Consider the following 21657-nt stretch of genomic DNA (forward strand, 5'->3'; position numbering starts at 1 on the left):
ATGCCTCTTCTACGTCTACCTAAAATCAGTCTGGTCCTGCTGGGGTTGCTGTGTCAGCAACTGGCTACGGCCCAGGCTGTTGTCTTCGCCCGCCAACAGCGGAAAGCGAATCACCTAGCGCAAATTGCTTCGGTCGAGAGCCAGAAACTTAAAGAAGTACTGACAGATATGAGCCGCCAGTTTCAGGTTAGTATTCTGTTCGAGGAAGCAACCGTTAAGGGAATCACCGTGCCGGTCGATGCTCGTCCGGGCACTGGAAAGCTGGAAAAACAACTTCAGGCCCTGCTAAAACCGTATGGTTTGATGGCCCAGAAAAAGGGCGAACAAGCGTATTATGTCATCAGGATACCGTCGAAAGAAAGTGGTAGTGTGCTAAAAACCCTACAGGCTGAAAATGGAATGGCTGCTATGGTTGACGGGGGGATGTCGACAATTCAGCCACTATCTCCAACTGCACTGACCGAAAAAGTAAATGCCGATATCCGCTTGAGTGGCCGTGTAACCAGCGAGAAAGGCGAAGGTTTGCCGGGTGTTAACGTTGTGATTAAAGGGGCCATACGGGGTACGAACACCGATGCCGACGGACGCTATCAACTGAACGTGCCCGATGCAAACACAACGCTGGTCTTTAGTTTCGTTGGCTACGCTACGCAGGAGGTACAGGTAGGAAACCGGACAACACTGAACATTCAGCTACAGCCCGACAACAAGTCCCTGAATGAAGTCGTCGTGGTTGGTTATGGTACCCAGTCGCGGAAAAATCTGACCAGCGCTATCAGCACTATCAAGCCGGAAGAACTGAACCGGGGAGCCATCAGCGATGTGGGCCAGCTGTTGCAGGGTAAAGTGCCGGGGCTGAACATCTCGGCCAATGGTGACCCCAACGCGCCAGCCGCCGTTATTCTGCGGGGAGCTTCTACGATTAATAGTTCGCAAGGACCATTTTATGTGATTGACGGGGTGCCGGGCGCTGATATTTCCATTATTGCCCCCGACGATATTGCCTCGATTGATGTGCTTAAAGATGCCGCTGCGACGGCTATTTATGGTAACCGGGCTGCCAACGGCGTTATCATGGTAACGACGAAACGCGGCAAAAAAGGTCAGATGCAGATTACCTACAGCGGCTACGCCGGTATTGAAAAAGTGTCGAGCAAGCTCAATATGATGAATGCCAGCCAGCTTCGTGACTTCCTGACGAAGAACGGGCAGTCATTTTCTCCAAATGACGATAAAGGAGCGGATACAGACTGGCAGGCCGCCGTTCAGCGCAGTACGGCCATTTCGCATAATCACAATATCTCGATCAGCGGTGGCACCGAACATAGTACCTACAGCGCCAGCATCAACTACCTCGATAAGCAGGGAATTTTGCAGAGCAGCTCGCTGAATCGGGTTATTGCCCGTCTGGCTGTTGAGCAAATGGCCTTTAACGACAAACTGAAGTTCGGATTGAACGTGACGAACTCCAGTAGCAACGCCAACAACACGCCCCTCCGCAACAACGTCCTGAACCAGATGGTGAATCACCTGCCGGTTTCGCCCGTAACCAATCCGGATGGCACCTACTTCGAGAACTTCCAGAACACTGGCTACTTCAACCCGGTGGCCATGATCAATTACGGCAAAGACAATACGAAGTACAACAACCTGGTAGGCTCCCTGTTTGCGCAGGTGAAGCTGCCGTTTGGCCTTGCGTACGATCTCAATCTATCCTACCAGAGTAATACGTCGCTGCATGGGGAATCGTACGGCAGTTACTACACGCAGTATAATAGCGCCAACTTCTATAACTACCCCGATCCGCCACTCGTACACAGCCTGCTCAACTTTGGTACCAACGGATCGGCGCTACGGAATACCTACCAGACCACCCGTAAGGTGCTGGAAACGTTTTTTACCTGGAACAAGGAATTTGGCGACCACTCTGTGAATGCTGTAGTGGGTTATTCGTGGCAGGGCAACATCTCGGGCGATGGTTTCCAAACCTCGACAACCAACTTTCCCGTCGACAACATCGGCTATAACAACTTTGCTCTGAGTAACCCTTATGCTGTTGCGTCGTACCGGATCAATTTCGGCCCCGATGGTATCTATCAGGAAACCCGTCTGATCTCCGATTTCGCCCGGTTGAACTACAACTACAAAAACAAATACCTGGTACAGGGCTCAATCCGGCGCGATGGTAGCTCGGTATTTGGCGATAACCACCACTGGGGATATTTCCCGGCCGCAGGTGTCGCGTGGCGCATCGACCAGGAGAAGTTTATGCAAAACCAGAACCTGTTCAGCGACCTTAAATTCCGGGCCAGCTACGGGGTGACAGGTAACTCGTCGGGCTTCAATGCCTACACGGCGCAGTTTATTTCAGGTAGCCTGGGTACATATTACTACAACGGTATCCAGACGGCCGCCTATGGCCCTACGCAAGCCGCTAACCCCGATCTGCGCTGGGAAAAAACGGCAACGGCTAACATAGGCCTTGATTTTACCATCCTGAAGGGCAAACTAAGCGGTACTGTTGAGTGGTATAATAAAGAAACCACCGGTATGATCTATGCCTACCGGGTCAATCCGGTGCTGGTGCCCGCCGGTAGCATCATTGCGAACGGCGGTAGTATGAGCAATAAAGGTGTTGAGGTTAGCCTGAATGCTACACCGGTGCAAACGGGGAAATTCAGCTGGACAACGGGCCTGAATCTGGCGCATAACAGCAACCGGATCAACAGCCTGAACAACCCGCTTTTTGTAGGTGGCGACTCCGTTCGGACTACGCAGCCGGAAGGGGCCGGACAAACGGGCAGCACCCTGCAAATTCTGAAAGCAGGTATGCCGCTTGGGCAATTCTTCTCACTTGAATATGCCGGTAAGAACGACAAAGGAGTGTCGCAGTACGTGAGCCGCAGCGGTGCCCTAACCACCACACCGGTTATTGGCACGGATTACAAATACCTGGGTAGCCCACAACCCAAATTGCTGGTTGGCTGGACAAACACCCTGCGCTACGGCAACGTTGATCTGAACGTATTTTTCCGGGGCGTTTTCGGCAATAAAATCTTTAACGCCACCCGCGCCGATCTATTCCGTCCGAGCACGGCCCAGTTTACCAATATTCTGGTCGATGCCGCCGATGAAAAAGCAACGGATGTGAACTCGTTCAAATACTCAAGCCGCTACATTGAAGATGGCAGCTATGTGCGGCTCGACAATGCCACGCTGGGCTACACCCTCAAAAACCTGGGTCAGTACATCCGCAACGTGCGCATCTACACATCGGTCAACAATGCGTTCGTGATCACCGGTTACAAAGGAATTGACCCTGAAATCAATCAGGGTGGCTTGGCTCCGGGTATCGAAGCGTACAATTTTTATCCCAAAACACGTACGTTCCTTTTGGGTGTAAACGTGTCATTCTAACTTATTAGTCAGGAAAATCAATGAAAAAGCATATATCCTTTGGTGCGTTACTCGTACTGTTAACGTACCTGCTCTCGGCCTGTCACGATGTTAACGTGCCTATTACGACCTCGTTAACCCCCGATATTTTTCCGCAAAATACCTCGCAGTTTATTCAGGCATCGGGGCCGCCTTACGCAGCTCTGCGCGGTAACTTCTCACTCGATTACTGGTTCATGCAATCGTTGAGCAGCGATGAGGCCATTCTGCCCGCCCGGGGCGGCAACTGGTATGATAACCAGGGCTACAGGATGCTCCATTACCACGACTGGACCAAAGACCACGGGACAACAAACAGTACCTGGAACTGGCTCTCGCTGGTGATCGGCACAACCAACCAAGCTATGTCGATTCTGAACACGACAATACCAGCCTCAACCCCCGGTAAAGCAATGAATCTAGCTGAGCTGAGAATGGTCCGCGCCCTGTCGTATTTTATGATGATGGATTTATACGGTAACGTACCCATCGACACGACCTATGGCGACTTTGCACCGCGCCCGAATACACCCAGAGCGCAGGTATTTTCGTTTATTGAGCGGGAAGTAAAAGCGTCTCTGCCCAATCTGAGCCGTGCGTCGGGCCAGGCGATTTATGGACGGGCCAATAAATTCACTGGCTTTGCTCTGCTGGCCAAAATGTACCTGAACTCGGAGTATTATACCGGCACAAAGCGGTATAACGAAGCCATTGTTGCCTGCGACAGTGTGATTAATTCGGGTCTGTATGCCATTGAGCCCCGGTCGACCTACCTGCAAATGTTCTATCCTAACAACGGACCGCAAATGAAGGAGTTTATCTTCGCTATTCCTTACGATCCGGCCGCCGGTGGACTGCCCGGTACGAACAGCAATATGTACCATGCGCGCTATGATGTACCCCGTTCAGAAACAAAAAAGTTTGGCCTTCCCTTTACGCCCAGTGCCCCGAGAAGCACATTGCCTGAGTTTTATACCAACTTCAAAGATCCGAACGATATTCGAAATAATCAGTGGTTAACGGGTCTGCAATTTATGAACGATGGCGTAACACCCGTTACCGTGACGACGACTAAAAAAGGCTACGATCAGTTCTATACGGGCTCCGATGGGGCTACGCCATACACTTATCAGGTCAATCTGACGCCTGATGTTGTATTGCGTCAGGATGTAGCAACGTACGATTGCGGGAACGACGAAATTGCCTGGAATATGGGTTACCGGAACGTAAAGTTCTATCCTGATGGTACGTCGACGTCACGTAACCAGAACAACGACGTGCCCTTGTTTCGGTATTCAGATATTATTCTGATGAAAGCAGAGGCTATCCTGCGCGGAGGTTCGCCTACACAGGGGCAAACGGCCCTTTCGCTGGTGAACCAACTGCGATCAAACCGGACAACTTCTCCTGCTTTAACCAGCGTGACGCTGGAGGATATTTATGCGGAACGCAGCCGTGAGTTTGCCTGGGAAACCTGGCATCGGAACGATATGATTCGGTTCGGCAAGTTCGAGGGCAAATGGGGTTTTAAAACGGACAGTGACGTAAATAAGCGGATTTTCCCAATTCCAACGGGCGCTTTCACGGTTAATCCGGCTTTGGTACAGAACCCGGGGTATTGATATAGTGCCAGCCGTACCAGTCGGGCGAGATATAACTAACCACACACCCGGGCGGGACGGCCGGTATTATGGACACGCCCGGACATCTAATGTTGAATGTCCGGGCTTTTTTTACTCAAAGATGAAAGACATTACAAGAAAGACCTTCCTCCATCAACTTATCGGCTTGAGTGCCTCCGTTGCTTTTTTGCCACTCACTGCCTGGAAAAACGAGGGGCAGGCAGATGATGAATTTTATCAGAAAATGCTTGGGGCAAATACCAAAGAAGTCAACAAACTCCTCCAAACATTCGCGTCGGAAATTACCGAACTCCGGCGACGGCTGGGTTTTGATCTGGCGAATCTGGCGGCTGCATTCAGTGAACCCCGTTCGCCGTATTATCGAAAGCCGGAGCTGGTTCCGGTCATGGATAAAATCATTCGTTTTCTGGTGGCAAAGCAGCAGGACGATGGTACCCTCGACCTGGGTAATCTGGCGTCTCCTCCCGACACGGCCTTCATTCTGGAACCGCTTTGCACGGCGGCTACTATTCTAAAAACGGCCGGTCTGCTTTCGCTGGTGGAGGTAAAGAAGCAGCTAAAACAGTTTATTCTAAAGGCGGGCGAAGCCCTGCGAACCGGGGGCGTTCATACGCCGAACCACCGCTGGGTTGTATCGGCAGCTCTGGCTAAGATAAATGCCCTTTTTCCTAACCCCGCTTACGTCAGGCGGATTGACGAATGGCTGTCGGAAAGGGTGTTTATTGACAAAGAGGGGCACTATCTCGAACGGAGCATGATCTATTCGGAAGTAATTGACCGGTGCCTGATTACTATGGCGCACCTCCTCAACCGGGCACAACTGCTGGAACCGGTCAGCCGTAACCTGCAAATGACTTACTTTTATCTGGAACCCAACGGTGATCTGGTCACAAACGATTCGAGACGCCAGGACCAGTATATGACCGTCAACTGCCTGCCGTATTACCTTGATTACCGATATATGGCCATTCAGAATACGAACTCTGAGTTTGCTGCTATTGCCCGTTATATTGAAACGGTAAAAGGCTTTGACGAGCGAATTGGTCCTGACTTATTGGCCTATTCTTTGGAAACGCCCCTCTACAAAAAGCCGCTGCCAACGCCCAAAGCACCGTCGATAAACTTTGAAAAGTTCTTCAGGGAAACGAACCTCGTCCGAATCCGACGGAACCATACGACGACCACTATTTTTGGAGGAACAGATTTCCCGTTTATTGTCGCTTCGGGGCGGTCGGCAAGCCCTAATTTCTTCGCTTTTCGTAAGGGAGAGGCTGTCCTAAACTACATGCGCCTGTCGACGAGCTTTTTCAATACCGGTTATTTTCACAGTCAGGGTATTACGTACAAGCAGGGGGAATACGTACTGCATCAGAAAATCGACGCGCCCTATTACCAGCCGTTACCTAACAAGTATAAACTCGCAACGGGAGATTATAAACATTCTCCCAGCACCGACGGGCGTTTCTGGAATAAAATGGACTTCGAGCATCGGCCGCAGAGTAATATCAAAACTATTGAAACCCGCATTGGCATTCGCGAGGCCAATGGCGCGAACGAACTACGGTTTTCGGCCAAGGGTGCTGCTGGGGTACAGGTAACGATTGAGCTTTGCTTTAGAGCAGGGGGGCAGGTGAGTGGGCTGAAAAAAATAGGCGATACGGCCGACAGCTATTTCATAGACGGTGAGTCGGGGCAGTACACATACGGTAAAGACACTATTCAGTTCGGGCCAGGTTTGTTTACGCATAAGAAAATCAACAGCCTCGAAGGGGAAGTGTATTCCTCGCATTTCGGCAGCCTGAAAACCGAAGGTATTCACGTGTACCTGACAGCCGTTACACCCTTCGAGCATACCTTTCGGATTGGCTAGCACTGCGCCAATTTACTAATTAAACCAGTTGTTTACGACAATTGTCGTCAAGGTAGCAACTGCCGAATCTGGGCGTCCAGCTCGGCGGCTTTGGCCTGTGCTTCGGTAAGTGGCAAGCCCACGTTCATGCCGGGGCGTTTGTGGCCAGTTGCAGTCAGCCACGCATCTTTCATCAGGTTCTGTCGGGCGGCAACAAGTTTAATGACCTGAGCGGAATTAGGAATGGATGCTACCGAAGTGGTAAGGTCTGGCGCGCTGGCTACGGCTTTTTCGCCCATCCCCAGCAGAATACTTTTGGCCATGACCCAGTGGCCCACTTCACCCGGATGAACGCCGTCATTCGCCAGTGCAAACCCGTTTATAGCAAAGGCCGCGTCGACCTTCCGGTGGGCTTCCAGATACGTTTTCATTGGATAATGCAGGTCGATGACCGACCAGTTCTCCGTCGATTTCTGGCTCAGCAGCCAGTCAGAATAACGGTCCAGAACGGCCGCGTAGCCTTTGCTGCTCCCGCGCTGTTCATCATAAATAGGCGGGGTCAGATGAACGATAGGCACCCCCAGTTTGGCGATTTCCGCATGGAGCCAGTTAATGCCGTCTTTAAACTTTTGAAATCGGCTTTCATCCAGTGACAGATAAATGCCGTCGTTCATGCCGTAGCAGGCGAAAACGAAATCCGGTTTAGTGAGCTTTAGTACACGTTCCAGACGCTCGTGCAGGTCGGGGCGCGGGAATTTGCCATCGGCATGACCTTCCTCAGACAGCCCCGAAACGGTTTCACTTGGAAGACCAACATTAATGAACTCAATCGCCTGCTTAGGGTAATGCAACCGGAAGTAGGCGTCGATATCGGTGATGTACGTTCCGGCATAGGTAATGCTGTTGCCCAGAAATACTACCCGATGCACATTACCAGGAAACGGAGTTTGGGCTTGAGAAATGCCAGTCAGCCCACTACTGAAAAAAAGGAGCAAGAATACCCGTTGAATGGTTGTCATAGGCTGGATGGGATTAATGTTACCGGACCGAGCAAGCCGGAAGGTACGGCCTGCCAGCGCGTAGCGTCAAAAGGTTTATACCGGATATCAACAATGTTAATGTCGTAAAACTTCTTCCAGCCGGGGTTTAACCGGTCATAGAGCCGCATGTAGTTGGCCGATAGGTTGGTTACGTCGATTTCCAATTGATTTTCACCAGCTTTCAGGCGGTTAGCGGGTATCGTTAGCTGAAACGGAATACACCAGGCCGTTCCCAATGGCTGGCCGTTCAGTCGTACCTCCGCCACTTCCCGCACATCGCCGAGGTCGAGATTATAAGACGAGGTCGCAGTGCCAGCGAGTATGTTGACCGTTGTGGTATAGCGAGCCGTTCCGGAGAAGTACCCCGCCGAGTCGGAAAGTGTTGTCCAATCGGCAAGGGTGGGTAGCGCAGCCGATAGGTTGAGCGCAGGTTGCGCCTGTTCTGGGTTTTGTCTGATAAACTGGATGTGCCAGGGATTTTTCAGTAGAATAGATGTTCCAGTAGGGTTTTTAAGTCGCTGCTGTGCTGCCACATCGGCAAAATCGGGCGTTCCCGAACGGACATTGATAAAACACGATTGCCCTGGTTTAAGGGACAGATATACGTCGTTACGGCCATTCTTCCCTTTTCGGACGGGTAATGCCGTTGTCAGATTGGTTAACGGGTTATACTGACTAACGAGGCCAGTTGCCGAGAAGGAAATCCAGCCCTGCTTAAACCGGTTGCCGAGATTCGTGATAAAATACTGCGTTGTATCTGCCGAGAGGCCGGATTTCGACAGGCCCGAACCTTGCCGTTTACGAATGAACGACAACCCCTCTGCCGCCCATGTTTCCGCGCGAACCCCTAAGTTGTTCAGGGTTTCGAACAGGTTGGCACTGACCGTAACAGTTGGCCGTTTCTGAAGCGTTTGGCCAAGCTGCTGTACAGTTGCTGTTTGCGCCCTGTGGTCATAAAAGCCAGCCGCCTGCTGAGGCAGTTGCCCGTCGAAAACGATTCGGGCACCTTGCTGAGCCAATTTGTCTAATATCCGAAGCGTAGTAGGGGGAATGTATGTGGTTCTCGGGACCACAATGACCTGATAAGTAACCCCGCTTACCGCCCGAATGCCCTGTTTGGTTACGGTTAGGCTAGTTAAAAGTGCATCCGATACATAATCAAACGCGTATCCCTGCTCCGTTAATTGCTCACACAAATGCCCGAATGGTTGCGGCAGCAGCCAACGCTCCACATGGTGAACTTCCAGTTGATGAATCCCACCCGCTGATTTCGCCCGGGTTGTCCAGAGATCATGAATTGGGAAATACACCAGCACGTCGTTGTCGGGTTTGCTGCGCTGTAACCGAACCTGACAGCGTTCGATGTACTGATTAAGCAGCGGCAGATGCGGCCAGAAATGCGAAGTTGGTCCATAGTTCGTTGACGCATAAAACGACCAGCCCGGCCAATTTTCGGCGGGGGGCGAGTAGGGGATACCGTGGTAAAAAATGTGGTTGATCCCCGATGCCAGCAACTCATCGACCTGCGGCTTTATTTGGGATAGCGACACCTGAAAGTGGTTGGCCAGCCAGGTGCCGGTTTCCGAACTGACCAGTGGTTTGCCCATCAGGTGAGCCGCCGACGAAGCGAACTTCATGGCCAATGGGTTGGGCGTTCCAAAACGGTCAACTTCATAGTTGGCATCCACACGCAGACCCGGAATAGGAAACCGGCTGGAACCGAAGGACTCGGTTTCGGGAATGTCGGCGGCAGCGTACAGATCGATCAGGTTGCCGGGCGAGCCATGCGCCTGATTGCGGGTTCGGTAACCTGCCTTATGCGCCCAGTTGTCCCAGGGTTTCGCAAAGCCGTCGAGCAACAGCTCAGATAACGTTTGGTGGTAATCCTGATGAACGAGAATGCTGGTTTCAGTCTGATTCGTATCCAGAAAAGCGGTTAGCTGGCTTTGGAGGTCATAGCCTCGCCGTGCCTTGAATTCGGCAAGGAAATTATCTGTCCAGTTCGCACCGTACACCTCGTAGGAGTCATTATAGACGGCGCGGGGTTGTTGGGGTGAATGAGCCAGAGTTGAATCGAACCGGTGGAGATACTGTTCTACCGCCTGTTTGCTGAAATAATCGATTACGGGGCCCTGCGCGCCCGGTGCAGGGCGTTTAACCTGTTGTTTGGTTGGATCGGCCGTCAGGTTACCATCGACGAGTTTCCATTCTTTAGCCACCATCGCCGTCGATACGCCCGGCCCGCCAAAAGGCCAGCCAGTGCCGGTGGTCAGGTCAACGCCCAGACCGAGCCGATTGCCTTCACGAACGGTATGCCCAAAAACGGCCAGCCATTTGTCGGACAGGAAGGGGATGAATTTGGATTCGTAGCCTTTAACCCCATAAATCGGTATGATATGAACGCCCCCCAGCCCGGCTTTGGCAAACTGTTCGAGTTGATGGGTGATGTCTGCTTCGTTGACCGCATTTCCCATCCACCACCAGTACGTCCAGGGGCGGGCAGTATGGCCCAGTGCCTGCTGCTTTTGTGCAACTTGTTGGGGCTGAGCGCAAGCTACCGGGCTAAAGTGTAGCCCTAAGAGAAGAAGTAAGGCCGCCGGGAAAGAGTACTTCATGGGTTGATCAACTGTGTAAAAAGCCCTGCAAGGAATACAACGTACCCATCATGGCCGTACTGTACTCACCTACTTGGGGCTGTTTTTTACTTCAAACAGCGCTCGTTGGCTGCCAGCCTGTCCATCGGTGGTTAAGCCATTTATTTCGACAACGTAGGTGCCGGTCTGGTCGGACGTGTAAAACTCGGCACGGCCTTTGCCCTGAGCGTCGGTTTTTAAATTTGGGTTCCAATACAAGAGAGTTCGTCCATCGGGCAGTCGGCTGGTGAGCTGCCGGGGCGTGTCGTAACGGGTCGAATAGAATTCCCGTTGCAGTTGAAGTCCGTCGTAATCCAGTTTCAGCAAACGGGCGTCGAGTGGAAAACCGGCCAGATCGCCTTTGTACGTCATGAAGCTGATAACGCCGGGGAACAAGGCCGGACCAATAAAAAACTGGTTGGTAATGACGTCGATCTGCTTAATTTTCAGCGGGCTGAATTCAATGACTTTGTCCATATTAAACAGGGGTACGCCATCGAGTATAACCAGCGACGGGTCCTCGAAAGTTGTCCGGTAGGGCTCATTCGGTACATAAAGCCGAAAGTGCCCCTGCTTTTTCCGGGGCATCACGCCCAGAATATACTCCCGCAAAACCTCCTCCATACGCGGAAAACGGGTGTACACATCCAGCAGGTACGATTCACCGGGTTTTCCGTAAAACGCCGAGCTGTCGACTGCCGGGTATTGGTACTGGATAACCCGATCGCCCCAGTACGTAGACTGGACCTGCATGGCAACACTGCGATTGAGTAGTTGGCTGGTTTTCGATTCAGATACGGAAAGTGCGGGCAAGCGCGTAGTTGAAAACGTGCCTGAGAAGGGGTTAGTAATCGTTATTTTATACAGACTGTCCTGTGGGTTGGTCTGGACGACGATGTTTCGGGCGCCGTAGAAGTCCTGCATCTCGAAGCGAATTCTGCCCGACGAGTCACTTCGCGATACATACAATCGAACGGGTTTACCGGCCGATGATAAGTACGTAACAATATTTGGTATCGGCCTTCCGGTCAGGCTATCGGTTATAGTTCCCTTAATGAGCAACCCGTTATGTTCCGGAGTGAATGCAGGTTTGAGCGGTTGCTTTCCCCGCGCGGAGTTGCCTAGGACATCCTCCCACCGGAACCGGCGCCAGCCATGCGTGAGCATCAGGTTGTCCGTTGCAAGTGTTACGCCCTCATTGCCGGGTTGCAGGTAGTAGTCGGGCGATTCGATCCGGCCCTGTAGGTCGGAGGTCATCCATAAATAACTCAGCAAGTTACCCGAAGCTGTTTCGGCCAGTGAATCGACTCGGTAAACCGCCATCGATAAATTCGTCTGGCGGCCCAGAGCCGTAGCGGCTACGGATGCGTCCAGCGTTACTTTCGTCCGGGATGCATACGAAGGCTGGTCCGGTTTCAGGGTAATTGCCAGCAGCTGCGCAGGTTGTTTAAAATACAGCCGCTCGCAAACGGGCTTGCCGTCGGCGTTGAAAAGGGTCAGGTGAGAAATGCCGTCACCCAGTACATTTTTGTCGATCGAAAAGGTTGTTTCCCGTTGAATAGACCGACCTTCTGCAACTTTTATGTCGTTTCGGGTGTGCGCAAACAGGAAGATGGACGAAGCCTCTGGCACATTGGTACGAACGGTAAGGGTTAGTCGTTCGGTACTGCTTTCGTCAAGGTGCAGGGTATAGCCCTGGTCATACACCGGGGGCAAAGGGCGGGAAACGATGCGCCCTTGTCCATCCCGGAAAACGACCCGGTACGCCTGTTCATCCGGCGTCAGACTGAACGTGCCGATGCCGAATTTATGGGACTTAAATCGGGCAAGGGTATCATTTTGCCCGGACACCAGCCAGCCCTGCACGGCTACCCCCCGCCCCGAGGCATCGGCTACTTTGAACGCTACCTTACCGGGAAGCCCTCGCACCAGATTACCACCCTCGGGAAAAAGCGCAACATCGTACTCCGTCGTTTCGCGGAGCAGCGGGAGACCCAGCGGCTTGAAGGGATTAACGACCGTCAGGGTTTTTTCGAAGAAGAAGTCCGCGCTGAAGTTCTTCATCCAGCTTGTGTAGGCACGCAACAGGTAATTACCCGACCTTAGGGACGACGGCAAAAACAGGCTGCCGTTCCCACCTTCCGGGTTCAGCGCGACTTTGGTTTGCAGCACTGCCTTTTTCTCTTTGTCCAATAATTCAATGTACGTGACTGTACTTACATCGAGCGGCTGATGACGTGAGCCATCGACGTAATAGACCTTAAACCACATTGTTTCGCCGGTGAGGTAAAACGCCTGATCGGTATGGACAAACAGCTTTTCCTGGAGCGTTTGCTGGCGGTATTGCTCAAACGACTGTACAGGCCCCTTGCCCGATGGCATAGACTGCCCCCATAACAGCACCGGAACGAGGGAAAGCAGGGTGAAAAATACGCGTAGCATAGAAACAGGCATAGGGGAGGTCGTTTGGTGGCTGGTTCTTACTGCCAGAAGTCAGGTCTTTTGATAACACCACCCCGCAGTCGGCAATCCACACAAAACGTGGAAGTGGTCAGGTAGCGCGTCATGTCGTACATGGTGATGACCGCCGGTTGATCCTTGCGGATTTCAGCCAGGGTGAGCGTATCCGTCGTACAGCTTTCATAACCCGTAATGGCCCGGTAATCCGGGATTTGCGACCGACTGATAAAGAGTCGTTTGGTTACCACCGAACCCACGCGGAAGAAACCCAGCACAAGTTCATTGCTATTAGTAGCGCAATACAAATTACCGGTGATCTGCGAGGGTTGCGGGTCAAAAATGGAGCCGATGTTTTGAGTTATTTTGGCGAGCTGGTCGTAGTAGTCGAAGCCCGTCTGGCTCAACGCGAACTGCCGAACCAGTATGCTGTACTTAACGCCCAGTTTTATCGAACTGCCGGGAATAAACGTCAGGGGAAATTGGCTTACCACGTCCTGACTCAGGCGGGTAGTCGATGTGGTCATGATATTGGTTGAACTGGCGTTGCTCCAGCACTGATCGACCTGTAAGGCGCGGCTGACAAGCTCGTTGTTAATCAGCTCATAGGTGGATGTGTAAGCTGAGTAATACTCCCACGTCTCATCGAATTCCCAGCGGTAGTACCGAGTGTTGTTCGTTGGGTCGTGGGTGTTCACGTTGATCTGCACGCCATTGTTTTCCTTCCGCCAGCTAATGCTGTCAATCGGGGGCGTCTGAATAACAGGTACGTAGGCTGAGAAGTACTCGACTCCTTTGGCCGTGCGGATGTGCAGCCGGTAGTTCTCACCCGTTTGGGGCGTAACACCCGCCAGCGTATAGGTACCAGCGGTGCCTTCGGCGAGGGTGTAAACGGCCTTGTTCTGGCTCTCAATCGTCACGATCGCTTTGGTTTCGACGGTAGGCGCTTTGGTATCGGCCAGGTTCTGCGTCCTCGACAGGCGAATGGTCGTGGGCGCGCCCGGTGCACTGTCGAAGAATCCATTCACGACCAGATAACTGTTGGGCGACGCCACTTCGGGCGGGCGGTACGGGTCAACACACCCGCCAACGAGCAAAACCAAAAACCAGGATAGTATTTTTATAGCTAAGTTTTTCATAGTAGAGGACTTGGGCCACAGAGATTCACGGAGGAACGCGGAGATACACAGAGAATCTTTTGAAAACTTCTCTCTGTGTATCTCCGTGTATCTTGGTGCATCTCCGTGGCCACCTTTAAAATCTGAAATTATACGTAATTGACGGAATTGGATTGCCGAAAATGGATAACTGATACCCGTTAATCCGGCCATTTTCCGATTTAAAGTACACCGAATACGCGTTGTGCCGCCCCAGTAGATTATAGACGGAGATCGTCCAGGAGCTATGCGCGAGCTTTTTAACCTTGTGGTTGCCTTCAATATTCATGGCAAAATCAGCGCGGTAGTAATCCGGAATCCGGTACTGGTTGCGCTCCGAATACAGCAGTCTGGCGGCATTATCGAGGGTGTATTTGCCCACCGGCAGTGTAATGGGGCGCCCCGTGCTATAGGTAAAATTCAACGACAGACTAAACCGGCGGTTAATCTTGTAATTGCTGATCATCGTAAAATCATGCGGTTTGTCGTAGCTGCTCGGGTAGAAATTGCCCTGGTTAATGGTTTCGCTGCTACTCAGCCCGTTGGTGCGCAGGAGGGTTCGGGCGTAGGTGTAACTTATCCAGCCGTTCAACTTACCCGTCATTTTTTTTGCCAGCAGTTCGATGCCATAGGCCATGCCTTCTGCCCGCACCACATCGGTTTCGATATGGTGGTTCAAAATCAGCGAAGCCCCGCCCCGGTAATCGAGCAGATTCTGCATGGTTTTGTAATAAGCCTCTGCGGATAGCTCGATGGTGTTTGTCCGGTTGTTTTTGTAGATGCCCACGGCATATTGATCGCCAACCTGTGGTTTGATGTTCGGGTCGCTGAGTTTCCAGATGTCGGTGGGGGAGATGACCGTCGTGTTTGAAAGCATTTGAATGTACTGCCGGGTCCGGTTAAAACTGGCTTTCACCGAAGCCGTGTTGGAAAGCGCATACCGAATGGCTATCCGATATTCCGGCCCCTGGTAAGTCGAAATGGCTTTGTTGGTTCCGTAGGCCAGGGTGTCAATGATGGTGTTCACCGACTTGGGCAGACCCGCTGCGTATTGATAAACCGAATTCGGTCCCAGATAGGTGTAGATCGAATACCGCAACCCGCCACTAATTGACAGCCGGGGGCTAATGTCGAATCGGTCGCCAATATACACGGCGCTTTCCAGTGCCTGCTCTGTCGACACAACGTTGGGCAAAATCAGCGACTCACGGCCTTTGGGCTGAAAATTGCCCGGCGAGATTCGGTAATGGGTACTGCTAATACCAAAGTCTACCGCGTGCTGGTTGGTCGGGTAATAGTTGAAATCAGCCTTTATCTGCGACTGCTTGATGGCGAAGTCGAGCTGGTAGGCGTTCACCGGGTTTTTTTCACTCGCCACGTCATACTCATAACCGCTGTAGCTGCCCGTAAAAACACTGTACAGTTTGTTGTTGAAGACGTGCTTCCATTTCAGCGTCGCTGTCTGGTTCTGATACCGGTACGACGTATCGCTATTAAGCTTGAACTGGTCGCGGCTCATGTAACCGGTCAGGTACAGGGTGTTTTTTTCGTTGGCTTCGTGGGTGATGTGCAGGTTGATATCGTAGAACTGCGCCTGACTTTTCTGGAACGACGCATTCTGGAGCTGCCTTAGCAGCCAGTCGGAATACGACGAGCGGACCCCGGCAATGAACGAGGTTTTATCTTTAAAGATCGGCCCTTCCAGCGTTAAACGGCCGGTGAGTAGGCCAATCCCACCCGAGCCGACAAATTTCTTTTTGTTGCCATCGCGCGTCTGAACATCCAGTACCGACGACAGCCGACCACCAAACCGCGATGGAATGGCACTTTTGTAGAGTTCGGCGCTTTTGATCATATCCGGGTTAAAGGCTGAGAAAAAACCGAACAGGTGCGACGAGTTATAAATAGTGGCGTCGTTGTAAAGAATCAGGTTCTGATCCGTAGCGCCCCCGCGCACGTTGAGTCCGGTGGAACTTTCCCCTACGGTTTTTACCCCCGGCAACGTCTGGATAACCCGTAATAAATCGGCTTCGCCCAGTGCCGTAGGGACTTGCTTGATGCTTTTAATATCGACCCGCTCCTGACCCATCTGAAGGCCCGAAATATTCTTGTCTTTTTCGGCTTCGATCACTACTTCTTTCAATGCAATAACATCGTCTTCCATCTCGATGTCGAACTTGCCATCGGTATAGAGAATAATCCGGCGTCGGGTATCTTTCAAACCAATACTCCGCAGCTTCAGGTCATGTTTACCACGTGGCAGTGTGATGGAGTAATAGCCGAACTGGTCGGAGATGGTGCCAATGCGCGGGTTGTCGAGATAAACGGCAGCGCCCACGATGGGTTCGCCCGATGATACATTACGGACATACCCTGCCAAGGTAGCCCGGCCCGGACGAATGGGCGTTGTCGGTTTGCCAATTTCGTAGACCTTTGTTTCCGGTTCCACCTGTTTTTTCTGGCTTTCGGTCAGGTAGCCCGCCAGAGTCGAGTCGGCCCCGGTGTCTGACCGTCCGCGCACGAAAAAGCCAATCGGTAGTTCGGTCCGGATGGGTCGGGTTGTGGTGATATAAACCCGCTGCTGGTCATCGATGGAGAACCCATATTTTGTGCCGTTGAACAGTTGCTGAAGAACAGATCGCAGCGGCTGTTTCTCAACCCGTATATCAATGCGGATACTGTCGGCATCGGTAGGATTATAAAAGAAGCGGTAAGGCGACTGTGCTTCAACTTGCTGAACAAACTGCGTAAAGGAGGTATTCGAAAAGTCGCCACTAATGGGTTTATCGGTGGGAGTCTGGCCAAAAGCCATTGTTAGGAAGCAAAGCAATCCGATGAAAAGGAGCGTTGTCCGGTAAAGTTGAATCATAGTTACTTCAGTAGGTCTTCGTACCGGTTTGTTACCTGTGAAATGGCTTCTTCGCGTTTCTCATCATTGAATTTAAGGCCGTTTGATCGCATGAATTTGCGCAGCAGCTTGGCCTGTTCAGGAAATACGTTAAGCAGCGAACGCTTCGATTTTACCTCGTAATAAACTCCTTCTTTCAGGATAAAAAACCGGTCTTTTACCAAGTAATCTGCCTGGTACTTACCACTCGAAATATCTTCATGAATCACTTTAACCCGGCGGGCCAGTGCCTTCAGACGGCCATTGTGCAGGATTTCGTAAAAACCCGTGGATACACCGGCTGCGCTATCGCCTACGATGCGCATGAACTGATGTCCGCCAATAGTAAAAGATGCTACGTAGTCGTTGCGCGGCCTGAGCCGAAATCCACCCCCCGGCGGCTGAATGGCCAGCTGGTCGCGAACAATGTCGTATAGCATCTTTATATCCGAGTACTGCGCGCCCCTGTACATAATCGTGCCGGATAACAGACTATCGACGGCGAAGAATGGATGCACTTTAATGCGGTGGTCGTGCGTAATGTACTCATTGCCTTCATAGATATGGGCCTGTTCGCGGAGGTCTCGTTCGTAAGCACGTATGGCCTGATTACGGGCAAGTTGCCTGAAAGTACTATCGGGTGTGAGTGTTTGTCCTGTAGCCTGAGTTGTCAGCCAGCCAATAAGAAACAGGACAAGCGAATAATGCATCTTTCGGGAGAGGTAAAGGGGTAGCTTATAACTCATTAATATGTTAACATACTTGTTACAGGAATACAAAATCGGCTTTTTTCTACTCAAATGCCATTAATGAATTGATGCCTGTTTTATCAATAGCAGTTTCTATACGGTACAAACTATACGTAAACCCCTTAAAACCTGCTCGAAAATACGTTACTATGGGTGCGGTAGGCGTTTGCGGGCCAGATGGTTTACTTATTGCTAAGATATACCAGTCTATCTAAAAAATCAGCGGGCGGCCGCTCTTTGTGAAGTAATAATATGCCTACTAACATTTGGTATGTTAAGGTAGTTTTGCCAGTTTTAAGCCCGGATAGTCATTCTGACAAGTACTGTACAGCCAACTATCTGTTTTCACAACAGCCAGCCTGTTATCTATTCGTTGAGCCTATACCTCAATTGCAGTCAGAATGAACGATGGAACAAAAGCCCCTAGTGGGCGTACGCACAGGGGGGCTAAAATCTTGTTAATCGATGATAGCCCAGATCACTGTTCATTGATCCAAACGGTACTGAAGGAGTCGATTCCCGACGCTCATCTACTGATTGCGTCTACGCGGGAACAGGCCGTAAATCAACTCAAAAGTTGCAAGGAAGCCAAAGAAAGTCTACCTCGCCTGATTTTACTGGATCTTTATTTCCCCCTGCGTGATGATGGCTGGCAAGTATTACAGCTGTTGAAAGAAAGCAGTTCGCCCTACCGGCTTATTCCCGTAACGGTGCTAAGTTATTCCAACCAAGCCGAAGATATTCAGACTTCTTACGATCTGGGAGCTACCTCCTACATCGTCAAGCCGGGCAGTTTTCAGCAATGGCTTGCTTATTTTCAGGCTTTGCGGCAATATTGGTGGCAAACGGTGAGTCTGCCTATTTAGTTATTATAATGAACAGGAAAACGGATGCGGAATAAACTACCTCGCCCTTCCTCTGTTTCAATTTCCAGACTGGCGTCCAGTAGTTCACATAATCGTTTAACAAGCTGAAGGCTAACCCCTTCCCGATGTGTTGAATTATCGGCTGTCTGCGCTAGCACAGGTCCCTCCGGTATAGAATGATCGTTTTTTGGGAGAACCGAAACTGGGTCGCTCTGATCTGGCGACATCACGCTGACGGGCTCCACATTGGGTTTGAGCTGTTTCGTTAACAAACCCGCCAGATTACCGCTTATGCCCGCTCCTGAATCCTGAATGCTTAAAATCCAGTGAAAATCATTTTCCGTAATCCAGGATACTGATATGAACCCCGACGAGGTGTACTGAAGGGCATTCTGAAGAAGATGGAAGGCAATCTGATGAAGCTTGGCGGGGTCTGTTTGCGCTGTGATTAATTCCGGTCCGTCGGCAGTGAGTATCAGGCCACGCTCGTTAGCCAGGGGCAATGCATCGTCAACAAGTTTTTTTACCAATCCGACAACGTCAATCGTTTGAATCTGTAACATGTCTTCACCGGCCTCTAGTCGCGATAAATCCGTCAGGTTTCCCAGCATGGACTGCACATTGGTCAGGTTTCGGTTCAGCATCTCCAGGAATTGATCACGTTCTTCCTGGCTCAGTCCGTCCATTTTAAGGAGGTGAGCCGCGCTATTTATAATCCCAAAGCTACCCCGCAGGTCATGCGACGTGGTACGGAGCATGGTACCGCGTACATGAGATAGCTCGGTCATCTGATCGATCACTTTTTGTAACGAAGAAGCACGGTTTGCTGCTTCCAGCCGTTGCAATTCGTCGTATTTTTGAACACTGCCATCAATCGTTTCACTCATGAACTGAGCAATCAGGCGGTGTACCTGGAGAAGAAATCGGGCTTCCGTTTTTGGGAAAAGGACATGAAAGGCTTCCAGTTCATTGTAGAGTATCTGCGTAAAATGGTTCAACTCCCGAATCGTTTCCAGCAGCGCATGCGATTTTTGCCAGCGGTGTAACCCGTGCGACGTAGCCGCGATGGCCGGATCAACGTCTTCCGGTTCCTTCATCAGACGTTTTTCGAGAATAGTTAAAACGATTGGGATCAGGTTGTTGAACTCGTCCCGGCTTAAGGTTGATATCTTGCCCAGGAACGTGTCGTTTTCGCAGGCGATGCGCCAGTTGTTCAGGATAGCTTCCCGGCGGGTGAAAAAGTACGAAACTAATTCGGCTAGGGGTTGCGGATTATCAGAAGATCGTGTAGTCATTGGCGTGTATGGGTCGTGTGAAAATCCAACTTCTATACGTACGGTTTGTTTAAGTATAGAAGAGAAGAATTCGTCCGATACTGGTAGCTAGTTGTCAGAATTAGCTAGACAGGTTACCCATGTGCCCGTTCGGTTACAGCCCGTTTGTTACTTCACGTAGAGGTTGAGCGGGCAGGACTTTAGCTGCTTAAGGCCGTCTACCACAGCGGCTGCGTTTAATTTCGCCCCTGCTGCATTAGTGTGTATGTTATCTTTTACAAAATAAGTAGCCTGCAACAGGGCCGAGTCGCCCACGACATCGTATTTGCGGGCAACGAGTTCGTTGAGGTCAATGAAATAGGTTTTTAGTTTACCATCAGCTTCAGCCTTTGCCACTTCAGACGCCCATTTGCCGTAATTATCGGCTCCCCGAACGACTTTGCCATCTCTCCAGCCGTTACGCGGCACCAGCGAAAGAACGATGGGAGTGGCCCCTCTGGCTTTGGTTTCGGTCACGTACTTTCGAAGGTACCAGCCGTAACTGTGCACTACCTCATGTTTTTTAGTGATCAGGTTGTCAATCTCCTGTGTTTCTTCGCCAGTGCCTTTTATCGTTCCTCTTGCCCGCAGCGTGTCATTGATGGGGCTGGCGTCATTGTGGCCAAACTGCATCATCACAAAGTCGCCGGGTTTGAGCGTTGTCCGGATCTTCTCCCAGCGACCTTCGGTCAGGAAGGTCCGGCTGCTTCGGCCTCCGATGGCATGGTTCTCGATGTTGATTCGAGTTGTATCGAAATAGGCGTCGATAAAATGGCCCCAGCCCCACATGCCGCCCTCACCTTTATCGCTGGAGTTTTTTACGGTCGAATCGCCGATCAGGTAGAGCGTTGGTTTCTGTGGAATGATGGCGGCAATCCAGAGACAAGCGCTGACAAGTAATAGTGTGATGGCCGTTGCTGGTTTCATATATGTGTGTTGCCGGATGGTATATTTTTTCAAACGTCGGGACATTGGGGATAGCTTGTTTGGTAGCTATTTAATCGGATTGGACTGTATATTGTTATGATGTAGCGCCGTAAATCCGGTAATCTGTTCGAACTGTTGGCTCGGTTCTGGTAAAATAACCCGGTATTCGATTAAGTTTGCAGACCTACTAATTTAACGTTGTTATTAACAGTTCACTCAAGTATGCAAGCTGACAGCCCTTCGCCCGAAAAAAACTTTGCTGATACCGGTCTTACATTACCCCCTGCGCCACAGCCGCTCGGCGTTTACAAGCCCTATCTGATTGACGGTAAATACTTGTACGTTTCCGGACATGGGCCGGTTCAGGATGATAAGAGCCTGATCATTGGCCGTATTGGCGACGATATGGATATCGAACAGGGTAAACTAGCCGCCCGGCAGGTTGGGCTGACTATTTTATCGACCATTCGTACCAACCTGGGTAGCCTTGATCGGGTGAAGCGCGTCATTAAAGTGCTTGGTATGGTCAACTGCACGTCCGATTTTGGCCGTCATCCCTATGTCATTAATGGATGCAGCGAACTGTTCTCCACCGTTTGGGGACCTGATAACGGCATCGGCGTACGGTCGGCGGTGGGTATGGGCTCACTTCCTGATAATATTCCGGTCGAAATAGAAGCCTTATTCGAGCTGGTCTGATC

The 21657-nt window shown here is 51.2% G+C and carries 13 protein-coding genes; 5 read left to right on the top strand and 8 right to left on the bottom strand.

Annotated elements, in window-relative coordinates; translation table 11 throughout:
* The 3 genes from NT073_RS11305 (at position 1) to NT073_RS11315 (ending at position 6948) form a co-directional block, all read left to right on the top strand.
* A complete protein-coding gene (locus NT073_RS11305; protein ID WP_297373059.1) occupies positions 1 to 3417 on the top strand; it encodes a TonB-dependent receptor in 3417 nt (1138 codons plus the stop codon).
* A gap of 20 nt (positions 3418 to 3437) precedes the next feature.
* Complete coding sequence (locus NT073_RS11310; protein WP_297373061.1) at positions 3438 to 5057, top strand: RagB/SusD family nutrient uptake outer membrane protein; 1620 nt, start codon at positions 3438 to 3440, stop codon at positions 5055 to 5057.
* A gap of 121 nt (positions 5058 to 5178) precedes the next feature.
* Positions 5179 to 6948: a hypothetical protein gene (locus NT073_RS11315; protein WP_297373063.1), complete on the top strand. Its 1770-nt coding sequence runs from the start codon at positions 5179 to 5181 to the stop codon at positions 6946 to 6948.
* A 47-nt stretch (positions 6949 to 6995) separates the two neighbouring features.
* On the opposite strand, the gene NT073_RS11320 is transcribed toward NT073_RS11315, so the two are convergent.
* The 6 genes from NT073_RS11320 to NT073_RS11345 all read right to left on the bottom strand — a co-directional run bounded on the left by NT073_RS11320 (position 6996) and on the right by NT073_RS11345 (position 17847).
* Entirely contained in the window at positions 6996 to 7946 is a 951-nt protein-coding gene (locus NT073_RS11320; RefSeq protein WP_297373065.1) for an SGNH/GDSL hydrolase family protein, read from the bottom strand.
* Positions 7943 to 10582, bottom strand: a complete 2640-nt coding sequence (locus NT073_RS11325) for a glycosyl hydrolase (protein WP_297373067.1) — start codon at positions 10580 to 10582, stop codon at positions 7943 to 7945. The genes NT073_RS11320 and NT073_RS11325 overlap by 4 nt, the downstream gene beginning before the upstream one ends.
* 69 nt (positions 10583 to 10651) lie before the next feature.
* Positions 10652 to 13042, bottom strand: coding sequence for a hypothetical protein (locus tag NT073_RS11330; RefSeq protein ID WP_297373069.1), 2391 nt, complete (start codon positions 13040 to 13042; stop codon positions 10652 to 10654).
* Positions 13043 to 13080: 38 nt separating this feature from the next.
* Complete coding sequence (locus tag NT073_RS11335; protein ID WP_297373070.1) at positions 13081 to 14196, bottom strand: DUF4249 domain-containing protein; 1116 nt, start codon at positions 14194 to 14196, stop codon at positions 13081 to 13083.
* 115 nt (positions 14197 to 14311) lie between these two features.
* Positions 14312 to 17083 carry a carboxypeptidase-like regulatory domain-containing protein gene (locus NT073_RS11340; protein WP_297373072.1) on the bottom strand — a complete coding sequence of 924 codons (2772 nt, stop codon included), beginning with the start codon at positions 17081 to 17083 and terminating at the stop codon, positions 14312 to 14314.
* Positions 17084 to 17085: 2 nt separating this feature from the next.
* Positions 17086 to 17847, bottom strand: a complete 762-nt coding sequence (locus NT073_RS11345) for a hypothetical protein (RefSeq protein ID WP_297373074.1) — start codon at positions 17845 to 17847, stop codon at positions 17086 to 17088.
* Positions 17848 to 18251: 404 nt separating this feature from the next.
* On the opposite strand from NT073_RS11345, the gene NT073_RS11350 reads away from it, so the two are divergent.
* The gene (locus NT073_RS11350) at positions 18252 to 18716 is read left to right on the top strand and encodes a response regulator (protein WP_297373075.1); all 465 of its coding nucleotides are present in this window, start codon (positions 18252 to 18254) and stop codon (positions 18714 to 18716) included.
* Here NT073_RS11350 and NT073_RS11355 read toward each other — a convergent pair.
* A complete protein-coding gene (locus NT073_RS11355; RefSeq protein ID WP_297373077.1) occupies positions 18713 to 20011 on the bottom strand; it encodes a HAMP domain-containing sensor histidine kinase in 1299 nt (432 codons plus the stop codon). The genes NT073_RS11350 and NT073_RS11355 overlap by 4 nt on opposite strands.
* Before the next feature lie 147 nt (positions 20012 to 20158).
* Positions 20159 to 20956 carry a rhamnogalacturonan acetylesterase gene (locus NT073_RS11360; protein WP_297373079.1) on the bottom strand — a complete coding sequence of 266 codons (798 nt, stop codon included), beginning with the start codon at positions 20954 to 20956 and terminating at the stop codon, positions 20159 to 20161.
* Positions 20957 to 21178: 222 nt separating this feature from the next.
* Between NT073_RS11360 and NT073_RS11365 the strand changes: the two genes are divergently transcribed.
* Positions 21179 to 21655, top strand: a complete 477-nt coding sequence (locus NT073_RS11365) for a RidA family protein (RefSeq protein WP_297373080.1) — start codon at positions 21179 to 21181, stop codon at positions 21653 to 21655.
* The last annotated feature ends 2 nt before the right edge of the window (positions 21656 to 21657 follow it).

The sequence above is a fragment of the Spirosoma sp. genome, assembly GCF_026391055.1.
Taxonomy (GTDB): domain Bacteria; phylum Bacteroidota; class Bacteroidia; order Cytophagales; family Spirosomataceae; genus Spirosoma.